We start from the raw sequence: 15107 nt of genomic DNA, 5'->3' as shown, positions 1-15107 counted from the left end.
AGTTGGAAGTTGCCTTTTTGACGACCGCCGGCATGGTGCCGGGAATCTGTAATTGGAGAAAACTATGCGTACAAACGCACAAGTAGTTGGGCTACCCGCTCGGGGTAGCCTCGTCGAGGAAGCCCAATCGATGGTGCATCAATCCCCCGCTGCGGCGGTGTCCCTGTATCGCCTCCCCCAAGTTCTGACTCGCATCCCGGTGTCGAAGTCGTCTTGGTTCGCTGGAATTCAGTCTGGTCGTTATCCGAAGGGCTATAACCTTGGGCCAAGGACTACGGTCTGGCGTTCGGATGAGATTGATCAGCTGATCAGCTCAATGATCGAAAAGGGGGCTGTCGGTCCTTGGACTACCAAAGAGCTAGGAGGGGTCGCGCGATGACAGTCTCGCTTCTGTTTCGTGGTGGTGCCATCAGCAAATCTACACGAGCCGGCAGGCCTCCCAAAACCCTCCTGATCGCGGCAAAACATAACCTCCGTGAAACCCAGGCAGAGCGGGGCTTCCGTGCTCAGATCGATCATTCTCGGATGCACCTCAATCAGATTCTTTTCGGTCCGCAGACAGCCGCAGAGATCGTGAACATGGGCCAGCAGTTGATCAAGCAGTTCCGAACCGCAAGTACAACACTTCGCAAGGACCATGTCCAGGCTCTGGAGTTTATCGTCAGTCTGCCACCTAACTCGGAGGTCGATGTCTCGGCCTACTTCAGGGCGAGTGCCACCTGGTTCCTGCAAGAGTTCGGGAGCGCGATGGTGCTCAGCATCGTCTATCACGGCGATGAGGCTGCACCTCACATCCATGTTCTTGTTGCTCCCATTGTCAATGACCGTTACGAGGGCGGAGCTCCCGTCAAGAGGCTGCGTCTTCGTGCACTCGTTAAAAAGTTTGCCTCGGACGTTGGCGACCGCTTCGGACTCGCCTTCGAGCCAAAGGCCAAGCTGACCAACACCGAACGCACAAGTGCTGCGACCACTGTGCTTGATGCGCTGGCAAGTGCTGGCGATAAAGCGCTCCAGAGTGCCGTGTGGTCGGCGGTTCGTGCTGACATCGAACGAAGCCCACAAGGTTATCTGGAGCTTCTCGGCCTTAACGCTGCAACTCATCTGAAGACTACCAAGATGCGTACATTTGCCCAGATCATGACGAGCCGTGGTCGCAGGACGTCCGAGGACAAAGCGGTTCGAGTGAATCAAAACCTAGCCTGTGTAGGTTTCGCTGGAAAGAACCATCCCTCCAATACCGGGGAGTCACGATGATGAAGGGTCTCCAGCCGCGATTGCGATACGCTTGCTCACTCTGCGGCAGTAGTAACCAGCAAGTGTCAAACTGCGACGACGGGTACGTTTGTGAAAAGTGCTCCGAGCGAACCCGCGACGGCCGAGATGCAACCTCCAGAGGCCTCAAGCACCGCCAGAGGAGCAACGTGCTTCGACTCGACCAGATTCAAGGTTCTGAGTGCGGGCTCTCACCGGACGAGCTCAACTTCCAGATCGCTGCGCGCGAACTCATGGCCGTGGCAGAGATGGACGCCTGCGTGCCTGCGCCCATCGGTACCGGTGGGGAGGTAATCCCCTCCGCACATGGAGGGTTGATCGACACGCTGACGACGCCTTCGGTGGCCGCCATAGAGGCTTCCAACCTCAGAACAGAACTCCTGACTTCACTCGGGAACGACATTGCCGCCATGGCACTCGATACCTCTGACACGATCCAAGCGGCCAACAGCCTGGAGAAGATGCTCGCACACCAGCTTGCATCCCTTCATCACGCAGGGATGCGAATGGTTCATCGGGCAAATCTCCAGCAAGACCCTGTGCTGGCATCTAGGACGCTCGGTGCCGCAGTCAAAGCCTTTTCAACCTTCCAAGGGGGGGTGGCTGCAATTCGGCAACTAAGGGGGGTGGAGAAGCAGCACATCGTGGTCCAGCATGTCAACGTCGGACAGGGCGGTCAGGCGGTCGTGGGTACGGTCAACACCGGGGGAGGGCAGTCCCAATGAACGGTAACCCCATGCAAGCGCGCTGTGGTGCGCATTGTCGAACTACAGGCAACCCATGCCAGAACTTCCCAATGCCAAACGGCCGGTGTCGAATGCACGGTGGTAAGAGCACTGGGCGGCCCCAGAAGCATGGCTTCTACACCCAGGAGGCCGTCAGCCAGAGGCAGCAGCTCAAAGAGTTGATCCTGGAGATCAACTCTTTGAGCGAAGCGCTCGGCGAAAGCCAAGTAGGCTGTTGGCATGAGTCACTTGGTGTCGCCACTTGAGCGCAGGGACTCCAGGCGCTCTTTGAGGGCGTTGAGCAGCTCTTCCTGGTCTCGAGCAGGCAGTTCGCTTGCAGCCAAGATGATTTGTGCCAAGCGATCATCGTCGCAGTAAAGATAACCCAGTGGAACACCCAGCGAATCCGCCAGTGATCGTGCGGTTTTAAGAGCAGGTTCGTGAATGCCGCTCTCGTACCGGCTTATCCGAGCGCTGGCGGTGTGCTCATCGAGTCCGAGCATGACCCCCAGTTTGTCTTGAGCAATTCCCATACGCAACCTTGCTTCCCGAAGTCGGGTGGCAAACACCGACGGGTTGTTGAGGGACGAAGAGCGTACTTTTGACACGCTTCGAGTTTCGTAGTTTTGAATGTATCATGTCTCTACGTAATTCGTAGTTTTAGAGGGGTTGAGTCGTTCGCATGAAAGTCATGTTTCATAAAACCATGTTGATTCGCAAGGTGGCTGTTGTTTATGGGTTGCTTGCTCTGTCTGCTTGCTCGCACACCGTGACACTGTTTCCTCGTGGTGGTGGCGAAACCGGGTCAGGTACCTTGAATGACGGCACGCGTGAAATTCAAGTGCAGCTCAAGGGCAAGCAGTACACAGGAAAGTTCGTCCGAAACCAGACGTACGGTTTTGGCTTGGGGCAGTCGTTTGGTGCTACGCCGACAGGTTTGGCCATGAAACCAGGCTTTGGTACGGCAGTCACCATGGGGTCAAGTAACCAGGCAACGGCCGTACTGGTCAGCGGCACTGAGGTGCTTCGCTGTGATTTGGTCGTTGTCAATGCTTCGGACGGCAGCGGCATTTGCACGGACAGCAACAACTTGGCGTACGACGTCGTTATCAGATAAGTCAACAGTCATGAAACCACGCACGCAAACGATGGCGTGGTCTCAAGTAATTCAACCAGTGAGAGCAACGATGAGAAATATCAAAGCATCCAGTCTTCTAGCAATTATTTTGAGCTCTGCAAGCCATGGATTTGCTGCTGATGCACCATGGCAAGAACGGTGGGTTTTCGGCTACGCCGGTGCCTCAGGTAATTCTCCGGTAGCCAGTTCAGAAAAAGGTCTTGAGGGCATTTACGAATTCGACAGTGGTTGGTATGTCAACGCGATTTACAACGTGTCAAAAGAGAAGAGTGGTGGCACCGATAACAACGCCTCGAATCTAAACACCACGGCCATCGGCGGCGGTTATTCATTCAACCTGACCTCAAACACCAAGGGTCAAATCGGGTACATGTACCAAGACTCGAGCGTACAAAACGTAGAGATGGGGGGGGTACGCGTTGGCACTTACAGGGATCTTCACATTTATGGCAACGGGCCAGTTGTTCGGCTTGTTTACAAGCTGAATCCGGCATTGACTGCAGATTTGCTTGTTGCGCGTTTCAGTTACAACACAGGCGTGACCAACACAAATTCTCGAGTGGGGTTGTCGTATGAAATCCAGTCGAATTTCTTTGGTCGAATTGATTTCCACTCGATTGACCGCTCGGACTGGAACAGTACACGCTGGGGTATAGGCTTGGGGTATCGTTTCTGAGGCATTGTTGAGGGGCAATGAAGGGGCTGTGTAGGAGTTATTCAACAATCGCCAAGCCCCCCCAATCCGTCGTAAACCCCGTCGACATCCTCTCTTGCTTCATCGCCCACAGCTTGCGCGCTCTGGGTGCCCCTGCGCTGGCCAGCTTGAGGGTGCCGCATCCGTAGCGTTGGTTCAGCTGGTCCATGGCGGTCATCAGGCGCACGCGGTTTTCGGGGATGGTCTCGTCAAATTCCAGCGTCAGCTGGTGTCGTGTGGCGGGCTGCAGGTCCATGAGCATCACGCCCGCTTTGGCGTACTTGAAGCCGGGGCGGTAGATGCGTTTGATGATGGCGTTGGCCGCTTGCGTGATGTGCGCGCTGTCGCTGGTGGGCGAGGGCAGGGGGATGCTTGCACTGCGGCTGTATTGCGGATCTTGTTTCCTGAATGAGCTGGTGCGGATGAAGGCCATGATGTGGCCGGTATGACTGCCTTGTTTGCGCAGTTTTTCTGCGGCACGGCAGGCGAATTCGGTGATGGCTTCTTGCAGCTCGATCAGCTCTGTCACCGGATGGCCGAAGGATCTTGTGCACGCGATTTGTTGTTTGTCCGGGGGTTCGTCTTCAAACTCGATGCAGGGCACGCCGTTGAGTTCGCGCACAGTTTTTTCCAGCACGACCGACCAGCCCGCTTTCGCGGCTGCCGGGTCCATGCGCTGCAGATCCAGCGCGGTGTGGATGCCTTGCGCGCGCAGCTGGGCGCCGATCTTGGGGCCGACGCCCCAGACATCGCCGACTTCGGTGGCTTGCAACAGGGCGTGAAGTTCTTGCGGGCTGCACGCGCCCAGGTGGCAGATTTGCGCATGGTGCGCCGGGTAGCTGCCGGGCTTGCGCTCGGCGCTCTTGGCGATGGCGTTGGCCAGTTTGGCCAGGGTCTTGGTGGGTCCGATGCCGATGCAGGTCGGGATGCCAATCCATTGGTGGATGCGTCTGCGGATGATGCGGGCGCGGCGCACCAGGTCGCCGGGGATGGCGCTCAGGTCAATGAAACTTTCGTCGATGCTGTAGACCTCTTGCGTGTGGCCCAGGCCTGCGGCCAGGGTCATCATGCGGTCGCTCATGTCGCCGTAAAGCGCGAAGTTGGCCGAGAGGGCGATCAGTCCCGCGTCACGTTCCAGGTCACGCAACTGAAAGTAGGGCGCGCCCATCTTGATGCCGAGGGCTTTGGCTTCGTCACTGCGTGCGATGGCACAGCCGTCGTTATTGGACAGCACGACCACCGGGCGGCCTTTCAGCCAGGGCTGGAACACGCGCTCACAGCTGCAGTAGAAGTTGTTGCCGTCGATCAGGGCGAGCATGTCAGGCCGCGTGCTGAACGATGCTGGCCACGACCACGCCCCAGATCTCCACGGTCTGGCCGTCCTTGGGCACGATGTCCGGGTAGTCAGGGTTGGCGGCTTTCAGGCGCATGCCGCCGCCAGGCAGGATTTGCAGGGTCTTGCAGGTGAATTCGCCATCGACCACGGCGATCACGGTGTGACCGCTTTCGGGCTGGATGGCTTTGTCCACCAGCACCACCGAACCGTCCAGGATGCCCGCATCGCGCATGGACTCACCGCTCACGCGCAGCATGAACGTGGCCTGCGGGTGTTTGATGAGCTGGCTCATCAGGTCGATGCGCTCGACCTGGTGGTCTTCGGCCGGGGAGGGAAAACCGGCCTGAACGCTGGTCAAGAAAGTCTTGACCAGGAGCGGGCCGGGGGGCAGAGGCTGGGGGGTGGAAAGCGGGGGCATGATGTCGCCAATACTGTACAAAACACCAGTATACTGACAACATCAGCAATTTGCAGTTGCTTGATGGACTTGTTTGATACGCCCCTGTGCCGGATGGTGGAGGGGCGTTTTTTTGGGGTGGCCGGAATGCGGCGGGAGCTGTCGGTCAACGCAATCGCTACCGATGACAGCGACCGGCCAGAAGCCGTCCGCCGCTGCCTTTCTCTATAGCTGTCGTTGATGATCAAGCTTCATTTCCACTATTCCAGCGATCCATAACAGTCTAGGTTACTTTCTGTGGGTCAATCAGTTTCGTGATAAAGTAATTCATTAATTACTTATTCAAAGTCAATGTGCTGACACGAACTAAGCTCAGAACAGAAGACCGTCAAGCCGAGCTGATCCAAGCCGCTTTGGATTTGGCGGCCATCAAAAGTCCTGCAGAGATCACGACAGGTGACCTGGCACAGGCCATCGGGATCACGCAGGGTGGCGTGTTCAAGCACTTCGAGAGCAAGGAAGCGATCTGGCTGGCAGTGCTCGATTGGACACACCAAACCTTGATCGACAGATTGCTGCAAGTGGCGAAGTCTCAGCAGACCAGCCCTTTACAGGCATTGCGCGCAGTTTTCATGGCCCACATCGATTTTGTGCAGACATATCCCGGAGTTCCGCGGCTGATTTTTCAGGAGTTGCAGCATGCCAAGCCCACGGCACTCAAGGGCAGGGTTCAGCTGCTCATGGCCGACTACCGTGGCTTGGTTGCCGGATTGCTGGCACAAGCGCATGAGGATGGTCTGATCACAGCCGAGGTGGATACCAAGGGTGCGGTCGTTCTTTTCATGGGGGCTGTTCAAGGGTTGGTCATGCAGTCACTCGTCACAGGCAGCCTCAAAGACATGGCGCGCCAGGCCCAGGTGGTTTTCAACATTTACGAGGCCGGTTTGCTGATGCAGTCTGTGGCCGAATCAAGGAAGCGCAAATGATCCTCTTCAAATTGAACAAGCGACAGGTCGTGATCGTCCTAGGCCTTGCAGCAGCGGTGCTGACATTCGGATTCGTTGTCTTTCGCATGGGGCCGTTGGCTCCAACCAGAATCACCGTCGCACAGGCCAGTAACGAGCGCTTGACGCCGTCTGTGTTCGGCATTGGCAGTGTGGAAGCACGCCAAAGCTGGCTAATGGGGCCGACGGTGGCCGGACGTGTGCTGCATGTGCATGTGGATGTAGGACAGATGGTCAAGGCCGGACAACTCTTGGCCGAGATGGACCCCGTGGACCTGGACCAGCGCCTGCAGGCGCAGGATGCCGCCCTGACCAAGGCGGTCAGTGTTGAAGCGGCAGTCAACGCCCAGGTGGCTGACACACAAGCCCGACGTGCATTGGCCATGACCAACCTGAACCGGCAAAAAGAGCTGGCTCGGCAAAACTTCATCAGCCCCTCGGCTCTGGAAAGTCGGGAGCAGGAGCTGCAGTCTGCCGATGCTGCGCTGGCGGCGGCGCAAGCCAACTTGCAGGCAGCCAAGCAGGACACACGTCGTCTGCAGTCCGAACGCGGCGCAGCATCGCTTCAAAAACAGAACACTCGTTTGCTCGCACCTGCCGATGCCGTGGTGATCAGTCGAGATGCCGAATCAGGCAGTACAGTGGTTGCTGGGCAACCGGTGCTCCGGCTGGCCAACCCCGCGAGCCTTTGGGTCAAGTTGCGAGTAGACCAGGCCCGATCAACTGGGCTGGCTGTCGGCTTGCCAGCCCAAATTGTGTTGCGCTCACGGCCACAGCTGGTGCTGGCAGGCAAAGTGGATCGGGTCGAATTGCAGGCGGACGCTGTGACAGAAGAGCGGATTGCGCAAGTGGCGTTCGAGCAGATTCCCGCGGCGCTTTCGATTGGCGAGATGGCCGAAGTCACTCTCCAGCTCCAGCAAACCGAGCAGGCGTTGGTGGTGCCGCAGGCCAGTGTACAGACCCTTCAGGGCCGTACAGGCGTATGGCGTCTCAAAGACGGCGCACTCGATTTTGTGCCTGTCCAATGGGGCGCGGCCAGCCTGGACGGGCGCGTGCAGGCAATCAGCGGCTTGGCATCAGGCGATACGGTGGTTGTGTATAGCGAAAAACCGCTGTCCGCAGGGGCGCGCTTCAAGGTGGTCGATACGCTAGTGAAAAAGGCCAAACCATGATCAGTCTGGCGGCGCGCGACATTCAGCACAGTTGGGCCAAGTTCGTGCTCACCGGGCTGGGGCTGGGTTTGCTCATTGGTGTGACGCTGACCATGGCCGGTGTGTTTCGCGGTATGGTGGACGATGCGCAGGCTTTGCTGAAAAACAGCGGCGCCGACTTGTGGGTGGTCCAAAAAGACACGCAGGGACCGTATGCCGAAGCTTCCAGCCTCAAAGACGATATCGTGCGCAGCATTGCGGGTATGCCCGGTGTTGCTATGGCTGCCAACATCACTTACTTCACCATGCAGGTCAAAGCCGTGGGAGGCAAAGAGGCCCGGGCCATGGTGGTAGGCATTGAGCCCGGTGCTGCCGGGTTGCCCGGCCAACCCGGCCATTTGCTGGCAGGTCGGCAACTCACGCGCAGCCACTACGAAGCAGTGGCAGATATCAAGACAGGACTGTTGCTGGGCGACAAGGTCGAGATCCGGCGTCACACCTACGAAGTGGTGGGCTTGACGCGCCGCATGGTGTCCTCCGGTGGAGACCCAATGGTGTTCATTCCGCTCAAGGACGCTCAGGAAGCGCAATTCCTCAAGGACAACGACGCCATCGTGAACGACCGGGTGCGCACAGCAGCCAACCCCGCGTTCAATCGGCCTGCTGTGCTAGGCCTGCTCGATGCCGTGCAAAACTTGCAAACCAGCAGTCGCAACGTCAATGCGGTTCTGGTGCGCGTGACCGAGGGCTGGTCAGCCGCGCAAGTGGCCGCACCGATCCGACGCTGGAAGCACTTGACCGTGTTCACCCGCGAGGACATGGAAGACATCTTGGTCGACAAACTGATTGCGACCTCGGCCAAGCAGATTGGCATGTTTCTGGCCATCCTGGCCGTGGTCAGTGCGGCGATTGTGGCCTTCATCATCTACACCATGACGTTGGGCAAGATTCGCGAAATTGCCGTGCTCAAGTTGATCGGCACCCGCAACCTGACCATCGCGTCCATGATCCTGCAACAGGCCCTGGGCCTCGGTGTTATCGGCTTTGTGGTAGGCAAAGTGGCCGCCACCCTTTGGGCACCTGTCTTTCCAAAGTTCGTTCTTTTGCTAACGCAAGATGCAGTGTTGGGCTTTATCGCCACCATGCTCATTTGCACCCTGGCAAGTACCCTAGCCATCCGGATTGCACTGCGCGTCGATCCTGCACAGGCCATCAGTTGAGGCGCACCCCATGAACAGCACACCTGGCGGTATCCGCATCGAAAACTTGCGCAAGGTCTATGGCCATGGCGACACCGCCGTGGAAGCGCTCAAGAACGTCAACATGCAGGTCGCACCCGGCGAAGTGGTGGGCCTGGTGGGGCCGTCCGGCTCCGGCAAGAGCACTTTGCTCAAATGCCTAGGGGCGATCATTGAGCCCACGTCCGGGCGCATGACGCTGGGCGAAGAAGTCATCTACGACAATGGCTGGAAGACGCCCGATCTGCGCGCCCTGCGCCGCGACCGGATCGGGTTTGTGTTTCAGGCACCCTATCTGATCCCGTTTCTGGACGTGACCGACAACGTGGCCCTGCTGCCCATGCTGGCGGGCGCGCCCAACGCACTGGCGCGCGAGCGCGCACTGGAATTACTCGATGCCCTGGACGTGTCGCACCGCGCCAAGGCCGAGCCTGCACAACTCTCCGGTGGCGAGCAACAGCGGGTGTCGATTGCCCGTGCACTGGCTAACAAGCCACCGGTGATCCTGGCCGACGAGCCTACGGCCCCACTGGACAGCGAACGTGCACTGGGCGTGATGCGTATCCTCAACAATATGGCACGGCAGGCGCAGACGGCCATCATCGTTGTGACCCACGATGAGAAGATCATTCCGACTTTCAAGCGGATTTATCACATTCGTGATGGTCAAACGGTAGAGGAGCAAGGTGAGGGGAGAGCACTGGATTAAGTTCGAAATCTCAATGGGAGGTTTCTGCAAATATACGATCACGCTGGTCACGAATGACTGCTTAGCCTAATGCCAAATGTCTCATTTGGGTCGGCGGCTGCCGGTCAGTCGATGAGCCGTGAACGACGGCAATCAGCCTAAAGCCAACGTCCGGCTGAACCATTTGAGGGACAGCAACTACTAGGTCGATGTCATTTGCTCTGCAGGCAAAGCCCGCAAAAATTCCCCACTCTCACCCGCACTGGCGTTAAGCCAGTCGTCATACCGCTCAGGCGGCAAGATCACCACCGAGCGTTTTTCATCCTGCGGCTTGTGGAAGTTGCGCATGAAGGGGTGTTCGTCGGCGTTGATCGTCAGCATCGTGAAGCTGTGCACGGTCTCGCCTTCGGGTGAGCGCCATTGCGCCCACAACCCGGCCAAGCCCATGGGCTCACCGCTGGCCAAGGTGATGCGGGTGGGCACGGCCTTGCCCGTGCGCCAGTCGGGCTCATAGAAGGATTGCACTGGAATGACGCAGTGCTGCCCACGCCGCCAAGCATCGCGGAAGCTGGGCTTTTCTGCCACGGTCTCGCTTCGCGCGTTGTAAGTGTGGCGGGCGATCTTGTCGTCTTTGGACCAGTGCGGGATCAGGCCGAAGCTGCCCAGCAGCGCTTCACGCGGGGGCACTGCGTCATCGCCCACGTCGGACTGAGGATGGCGGCGAATGAAAGTGCTTTTGTAGCCCGGCCAGACATCGCGCTTGGCCAGCTCGCTGGGCAAGTCAATGCCGAAATGCTTTTTGAGCAGAGCTTTGTCGTGGGGGGATTCGTAGTGGGCGCACATGGCGTGATTTTTGGTTAGCTGAAGCAGCTAATCAGTTGGTAATTTTTTGTTGGTGATAATAGTTTGAATAATTCACCGAGAATAATGATGTTGGATTCGACTGTACTGCGAGAAGTAGCGATTCAGGTGTCAGGGTATTTCCGTGACTTTTTGGAGTCTGACTTCAAGAAGCAATCGGCACCGCGCCGGCGCATCCTCCTACAGTCCAGCGAGGGCTTTCGCTGCGGCATGCGCGCCAAGCCCTACGAGGGGCTGGATCGGGCCCTGTGGGAGCTGATCGGCAAGGTCTCGGGCGCGCCCGAACTGCTCAAGGTGGCCCCGCGTCAGTACACGCGCCCCATTTCGGCCAACTTGCGCCTGGTGATCGCCAGCCAGATCGAGCAGATCCAGGACGCTGCGCTTTTTCGGGTGGTCGAGGCGTTGCACCAGCGCATCACCGAGACGCTTGTAAAGGGCGCAGCAGATGCCGAGGTTTGGATTGATGAGGTGCAGACCTTCGCGTGCGAGCAGGTGGGCGAGCGCATCGTGCGCCCGCTGGTTCAAAAACTCGACGAGCCGCTGCGTCGCTCCAGCTACGACGTGATCGACTCGCTCTACAGCGCCGAGGCCGACATGGTGCGAGGCGTGGCCCAGCCGCTCTTGACGGTGCTGCCCCAGCTGCTGGCCCGCCACCTGGCCCAGCCTGATGCACAGGCGCTCAAAGAGGCGCTGCGCGTGGAACTCGTGCTCGAACGGGTGCGCCAGATGCTCAGCGAGTTCTTCGACGGCTTTGTGACCGCGGACGCTTTCCTGGAGCTGCGCGACATCGAGACCTATGCGAGCATCAACGAGGGCTTTCAGCTGTACCTCTATATCGGCGCGATCAAGCTGCGAAACGCCCAATACCCACTGTTTTTTGTGCCCCTGGACATCGTCAAGCTCGATGGCGGGCGCGGTTATGAGTGCAAGGTGGTCAATCCGCTTTTTGCCAACCGCCAGGCTGTTGAGTTCGTGCTGCAAGAGATCGCCCAGGCAAAGGGCCGCGAGTGGGTCAACCCGATCACCGAGCGCATCCTGTACCTGACGCCCCAACAGTCGATTGTGGAGGTCGCGCGCGGCCTCTACAGCGCCGTGGCCGCGGCCTTGGGCCTGGCCGAGCAGACCGCCTTGAGCGCCCAGGCCAGCGAGGCCAAGGCCCCGGATGTGTCCCTGAGCCCCGCGCTGCACCTGTGCGCCTACGAGCGTGGCGAGGAAAGCCTGGTCAACGACTACGAGGAAATCATCGCGATGGCCCGCCAGGGTGGCAGCGAGATCGTCGACCTGTTCGAGAAACTCGTCGGCGGCGTGCTCTCGTCCAATCCGGTGAGCATTGCCAGCCAAGTCGAGCAGGCGTGGGACGGCCTGCCGCTGGTCGATCGCATGGTGTTTGACTCCCCGATTGCCCTCAACGAGGAGCAGCGCAAGATCTTGCTGGCCGTGCGCAACCCCGAGGGGCCGATCGTGGTGGTCGAGGGCCCGCCGGGCACCGGCAAGAGCCACACCATCACGGCCATTGCCGCCGACTGCGCCTTCAACCAGCGCTCGTGCCTGATCCTGTCGGACAAGGCCGAGGCGCTTCAGGTGGTGCAAGATAAGCTCTCGCAGGCCATGTCGCGCGTTCGCCACCAGCAGGACTTTCCCAACCCGCTGCTGCGCCTGGGGCGCCAGGACGCCAACTTCAAGCGGCTGGTGGCCAACCAGACCGTCAGCCAAATCTCGGCCTGGGCCAAAGCCACCCAGAAAAACCTCCCCCAGCTGGTAGCCGAGCGCGACGGCACCTCCACCGGCCTCAAGGGCGCGATCGACACCACGGTGCAGACCCTAGGCGCGGTGCAGCTGGCCGATGTGCAGCGCATGCACCAGCAAGAGGCCCGGCTGCGCGAAGTCCTGCCCGAGGCCATGCAGGCCATCGAGCGCATGGCGCACGATGAAGAGGCCAGCATTCTCATGGCCCTCCTGCAGAGCTTTCGCCAGCGGCGCAGCGCCGAGCCGGCCCTCGGCCTGGAGCTGGACGCCTACCTCACGCTGCTGCAGGCCGAAATGGAGCAAGCGCAGGAGCCTTTGAGCCTGGCCGGTCTGCGCCAGCGCGCGCGCCTGGACGAGGCCTTGGCCCGGGCGGTGCAGGCCCTCGGGGCACCGCGCGTGGCGCTAACGGGGGCTTTCACCAGCCTCTCCCTGGCCCAGGCGCAGGCCATCCAGGGCCATGTGCTGCGCTACCGCCAGCTAAAGATGCCGATCCTTGGCTATTTGCTGCGCGGCGCGGCCGTGCGCGAGCTGGAAGCGGCGATCAACGCGCTGTCGCTCAAGGAGCCGATGCTGCTCAGGGACAAGGCCCAGCTGCTGTCGGACATCGCCAAAAGCGCCATCGAGCTCGAACAGGCGCTGGCTGCGGCCGGTTTTGCCGAGCGGCTGGCCCAGCTCTGGCCGCGCCTGAGCCAGGCGAGCGAGCGCGCGGGAGCTGCCGGCGAGTTGCTGCTGGTGCTGCAGTTGCTCGAGCAGGTGGCGGGCCTGCCCGAGGCCTTGGCCACGCAAGCGGGCCGCAAAGCCAGCACCTGGCGCCTGACGCTGGACACCCTGGTATCGTGGATGAAGGTGCGCGAGGCCTTCGCCCGAGCCCCGGTCTATGACTATGTGGGTACTAAGTCCAAGCTCGAGCGGCTCAACACCACGCTCATGAACGCCCAGGTCGACACCCGGCTGGTCGACTTTGTGAACACCCAGCGCAACGATGCGCGCACCATGGCGCAGCTGATCGCCGACCGCCAGAAGTTCCCCGAGGACAAGTTCGACGGGGTGCGCTCGTCCTTCCCGATCATCCTGGCCGGCATCCGCGAGTTTGGCGAGTTCATGCCCCTGGTGCCCGGGCTGTTTGATGTGGTCGTGATCGACGAGGCCTCGCAGGTGAGCGTGGCGCAGGCGCTGCCAGCGCTCTTGCGTGCCAAAAAAATCGTCTGCCTGGGCGACTCCAAGCAGTTTTCCAACGTGAAGTCCTCCAACGCGAGCATCGCGCTCAACGACAAGTACCGCGCCAACCTCGTGCAGTTCTTCGAGCGCAACGTGACGCGTGAGGCCCAGGCACTCAAGCGGCTAGCCATGTTCGACATCAAGCGCTCGGTGCTGGAGTTCTGCAGCATCGCCGCCTCCTACTCGGTGATGCTGCGCAAACATTTCCGCAGTTACCCCGAGCTAATTAGTTACAGCTCCACGAACTTCTACGGCCGCCAGCTGCAGGCCCTCAAGCTGCGCGCTCAGCCCATCGATGAGGTGATTCGCTTTGAGCAGGTGGATGCCAGCGGGTTCGCCTGCACGCGCGCGACCAACGAGGCGGAGGTCCAGGCAATTCTCGCCCGGCTGCTGGAGATGCTCGAGCTTGAACAACCGCCCACGGTGGGGGTCATCACGCCATTCCGCGAGCAGCACACTTTGTTGCAGAAGTTACTGCTTAACCATACCCGCGGCCGCGAGTTTGAAGAGCGACTGCGCCTGAAAATCATGACGTTCGACTCCTGCCAGGGCGAAGAGCGCTCGACCATTTTCTATTCGCTGGTGGCCACGCCGGGCCAGGACGCCTTGAACTACATTTTTCCCGTCTCGCTGGAAAACGCAGAGGAGGCGGTGGAAGAGAAGCTCAAAGTACAACGCCTGAACGTGGGGTTTTCACGCGCACAAGACCGGATCTGGATCATGCATTCCCAGGACATCGGTCTCTACAAGGGTGCATTGGCGCAGGCGCTGCACCACTATCAGCGGGTTCTGGAGCGCAAAACGCCCACCGTATCGGACACCGATTCCAACAGCCCCATGGAGGCCAAAGTGCTGCAGTGGCTTCAGCAGTCCGAGTTCGTACAGGGTCAGCCGGATGAAGTGGAAATCATCCCGCAGTTCCCTATTGGCGACTATCTCAGGCAGCTCGACCCTACTTACGAGCACCCCGCGTGGCGTGTGGACTTCTTGCTGGTTTGTCGTACTTACAAGGGCACGCTGCACATCGTTATCGAGTACGACGGCTTTGAGTTCCACTTCGACAAGGACAAGGCAGGGTCTGTCAACGTGGGTAACCACGAGCGCTACCTCAAGGACTCGGATGTTGAGCGACAGCTGACGCTGGAAAGCTACGGCTACCGCTTCCTTCGCATCAACCGCTTCAATCTGGGCACAGACCCCGTAGCCACGCTGGATGAGAGGCTGGCCAAGCTGGTAGAGCTGGCCACCGGCGAGCAAGGCTCGCAGCTGCTGGATCGTCTCCGAGCGCAAGCCAAGGGCATCGCAGCCAAGGAAATGAAGGAGTGCTCGCGTTGCAAGAACATCCGCCCGCTTAAGGGTTTTTTCGACCCAGCTCTCAAGGGAGGTGAAGGTGGTTACGGGCGTGTTTGCTTGGTATGTAAAGGCTCGGGGAAGTAACCCTAAAGAGTATGGCGAGCAGGCCGTTGAATTTAGGGCGTGCTTACCAATACGGGTAACTATATGGGTGTACAAACAGCAGAGTCGGGGTACGAGACGGGGTACAAAATTTTCTCTTAATCAAAAAAAGTCAAGATTTATGCTGTTTGTAGCGTAACATTAAAGAGACCCCAGCACCATAACCTTGTTTAAAGCCGCCAGG

The 15107-nt window shown here is 59.4% G+C and carries 15 protein-coding genes; 11 read left to right on the top strand and 4 right to left on the bottom strand.

Going from position 1 to position 15107, the window contains the following annotated elements; genetic code table 11:
- Positions 1-64 precede the first annotated feature (64 nt).
- The 4 genes from ACHEXK_RS09960 to ACHEXK_RS09945 all read left to right on the top strand — a co-directional run bounded on the left by ACHEXK_RS09960 (position 65) and on the right by ACHEXK_RS09945 (position 2263).
- Positions 65-379 (top strand): helix-turn-helix transcriptional regulator, encoded by a 315-nt coding sequence (locus ACHEXK_RS09960; protein ID WP_416545740.1) that lies wholly within the window; start codon positions 65-67, stop codon positions 377-379.
- The gene (locus ACHEXK_RS09955) at positions 376-1254 is read left to right on the top strand and encodes a plasmid recombination protein (RefSeq protein WP_416545738.1); all 879 of its coding nucleotides are present in this window, start codon (positions 376-378) and stop codon (positions 1252-1254) included. Before ACHEXK_RS09960 ends, ACHEXK_RS09955 begins: the two co-directional genes overlap by 4 nt.
- 167 nt (positions 1255-1421) lie before the next feature.
- On the top strand, positions 1422-1997 hold the full coding sequence (locus ACHEXK_RS09950) for a hypothetical protein (protein ID WP_416545736.1): 576 nt from the start codon (positions 1422-1424) through the stop codon (positions 1995-1997).
- Positions 1994-2263 (top strand): HGGxSTG domain-containing protein, encoded by a 270-nt coding sequence (locus tag ACHEXK_RS09945; protein WP_416545734.1) that lies wholly within the window; start codon positions 1994-1996, stop codon positions 2261-2263. The genes ACHEXK_RS09950 and ACHEXK_RS09945 overlap by 4 nt, the downstream gene beginning before the upstream one ends.
- Here the strand turns inward: ACHEXK_RS09945 and ACHEXK_RS09940 are convergent.
- A complete protein-coding gene (locus ACHEXK_RS09940) occupies positions 2243-2566 on the bottom strand; it encodes a helix-turn-helix transcriptional regulator (protein ID WP_416548919.1) in 324 nt (107 codons plus the stop codon). The two genes, ACHEXK_RS09945 and ACHEXK_RS09940, sit on opposite strands and share 21 nt — an antisense overlap.
- Before the next feature lie 113 nt (positions 2567-2679).
- Here ACHEXK_RS09940 and ACHEXK_RS09935 point away from each other — a divergent pair, with 113 nt between their 5' ends.
- Positions 2680-3114 carry a hypothetical protein gene (locus ACHEXK_RS09935; RefSeq protein WP_416545731.1) on the top strand — a complete coding sequence of 145 codons (435 nt, stop codon included), beginning with the start codon at positions 2680-2682 and terminating at the stop codon, positions 3112-3114.
- Between the two features lie 70 nt (positions 3115-3184).
- Positions 3185-3811, top strand: a complete 627-nt coding sequence (locus ACHEXK_RS09930; RefSeq protein ID WP_416545729.1) for a hypothetical protein — start codon at positions 3185-3187, stop codon at positions 3809-3811.
- A gap of 37 nt (positions 3812-3848) precedes the next feature.
- Here the strand turns inward: ACHEXK_RS09930 and ACHEXK_RS09925 are convergent, their stop codons facing one another.
- Both ACHEXK_RS09925 and ACHEXK_RS09920 read right to left on the bottom strand, forming a co-directional pair.
- Positions 3849-5147, bottom strand: coding sequence for a Y-family DNA polymerase (locus ACHEXK_RS09925; protein ID WP_416545727.1), 1299 nt, complete (start codon positions 5145-5147; stop codon positions 3849-3851).
- Between the two features lies 1 nt (position 5148).
- Positions 5149-5583 carry a LexA family protein gene (locus ACHEXK_RS09920; protein WP_416545725.1) on the bottom strand — a complete coding sequence of 145 codons (435 nt, stop codon included), beginning with the start codon at positions 5581-5583 and terminating at the stop codon, positions 5149-5151.
- Positions 5584-5915: 332 nt separating this feature from the next.
- On the opposite strand from ACHEXK_RS09920, the gene ACHEXK_RS09915 reads away from it, so the two are divergent.
- Genes ACHEXK_RS09915 through ACHEXK_RS09900 form a run of 4 tightly spaced genes read left to right on the top strand, consistent with a single transcriptional unit; the run spans position 5916 to position 9664 of the window.
- Positions 5916-6548 carry a TetR/AcrR family transcriptional regulator gene (locus ACHEXK_RS09915; protein ID WP_416545723.1) on the top strand — a complete coding sequence of 211 codons (633 nt, stop codon included), beginning with the start codon at positions 5916-5918 and terminating at the stop codon, positions 6546-6548.
- Positions 6545-7738 (top strand): efflux RND transporter periplasmic adaptor subunit, encoded by a 1194-nt coding sequence (locus ACHEXK_RS09910; protein WP_416545721.1) that lies wholly within the window; start codon positions 6545-6547, stop codon positions 7736-7738. Before ACHEXK_RS09915 ends, ACHEXK_RS09910 begins: the two co-directional genes overlap by 4 nt.
- Positions 7735-8937, top strand: coding sequence for an ABC transporter permease (locus ACHEXK_RS09905; protein ID WP_416545719.1), 1203 nt, complete (start codon positions 7735-7737; stop codon positions 8935-8937). The genes ACHEXK_RS09910 and ACHEXK_RS09905 overlap by 4 nt, the downstream gene beginning before the upstream one ends.
- 10 nt (positions 8938-8947) lie before the next feature.
- Complete coding sequence (locus tag ACHEXK_RS09900) at positions 8948-9664, top strand: ABC transporter ATP-binding protein (RefSeq protein ID WP_416545717.1); 717 nt, start codon at positions 8948-8950, stop codon at positions 9662-9664.
- A gap of 180 nt (positions 9665-9844) precedes the next feature.
- Here the strand turns inward: ACHEXK_RS09900 and ACHEXK_RS09895 are convergent, their stop codons facing one another.
- Entirely contained in the window at positions 9845-10486 is a 642-nt protein-coding gene (locus ACHEXK_RS09895; protein ID WP_416545715.1) for an SOS response-associated peptidase, read from the bottom strand.
- A 228-nt stretch (positions 10487-10714) separates the two neighbouring features.
- Here ACHEXK_RS09895 and ACHEXK_RS09890 point away from each other — a divergent pair, with 228 nt between their 5' ends.
- Positions 10715-14905, top strand: coding sequence for an AAA domain-containing protein (locus ACHEXK_RS09890; protein ID WP_416545713.1), 4191 nt, complete (start codon positions 10715-10717; stop codon positions 14903-14905).
- Positions 14906-15107: the final 202 nt, after the last annotated feature.

Origin of the sequence: Limnohabitans sp. DCL3, from assembly GCF_048019295.1 — a bacterium.
Taxonomy (GTDB): Bacteria; Pseudomonadota; Gammaproteobacteria; order Burkholderiales; family Burkholderiaceae_C; genus Limnohabitans_A.
Note: the sequence above shows the minus strand (reverse complement) of the source record. Positions and strands in the feature narration are given on the sequence as shown.

What these genes read in the sequence shown, in the direction of transcription:
- ACHEXK_RS09955 (WP_416545738.1), top strand. Translation starts at nt 376, where the DNA reads ATGACAGTCTCGCTTCTGTTTCGTGGTGGTGCCATCAGCAAATCTACA.
- ACHEXK_RS09905 (WP_416545719.1), top strand. Translation starts at nt 7,735, where the DNA reads ATGATCAGTCTGGCGGCGCGCGACATTCAGCACAGTTGGGCCAAGTTC.
- ACHEXK_RS09920 (WP_416545725.1), bottom strand. Translation starts at nt 5,583, where the DNA reads ATGCCCCCGCTTTCCACCCCCCAGCCTCTGCCCCCCGGCCCGCTCCTG.
- ACHEXK_RS09945 (WP_416545734.1), top strand. Translation starts at nt 1,994, where the DNA reads ATGAACGGTAACCCCATGCAAGCGCGCTGTGGTGCGCATTGTCGAACT.
- ACHEXK_RS09890 (WP_416545713.1), top strand. Translation starts at nt 10,715, where the DNA reads ATGCGCGCCAAGCCCTACGAGGGGCTGGATCGGGCCCTGTGGGAGCTG.
- ACHEXK_RS09900 (WP_416545717.1), top strand. Translation starts at nt 8,948, where the DNA reads ATGAACAGCACACCTGGCGGTATCCGCATCGAAAACTTGCGCAAGGTC.
- ACHEXK_RS09925 (WP_416545727.1), bottom strand. Translation starts at nt 5,147, where the DNA reads ATGCTCGCCCTGATCGACGGCAACAACTTCTACTGCAGCTGTGAGCGC.
- ACHEXK_RS09930 (WP_416545729.1), top strand. Translation starts at nt 3,185, where the DNA reads ATGAGAAATATCAAAGCATCCAGTCTTCTAGCAATTATTTTGAGCTCT.
- ACHEXK_RS09910 (WP_416545721.1), top strand. Translation starts at nt 6,545, where the DNA reads ATGATCCTCTTCAAATTGAACAAGCGACAGGTCGTGATCGTCCTAGGC.
- ACHEXK_RS09960 (WP_416545740.1), top strand. Translation starts at nt 65, where the DNA reads ATGCGTACAAACGCACAAGTAGTTGGGCTACCCGCTCGGGGTAGCCTC.
- ACHEXK_RS09935 (WP_416545731.1), top strand. Translation starts at nt 2,680, where the DNA reads ATGAAAGTCATGTTTCATAAAACCATGTTGATTCGCAAGGTGGCTGTT.
- ACHEXK_RS09895 (WP_416545715.1), bottom strand. Translation starts at nt 10,486, where the DNA reads ATGTGCGCCCACTACGAATCCCCCCACGACAAAGCTCTGCTCAAAAAG.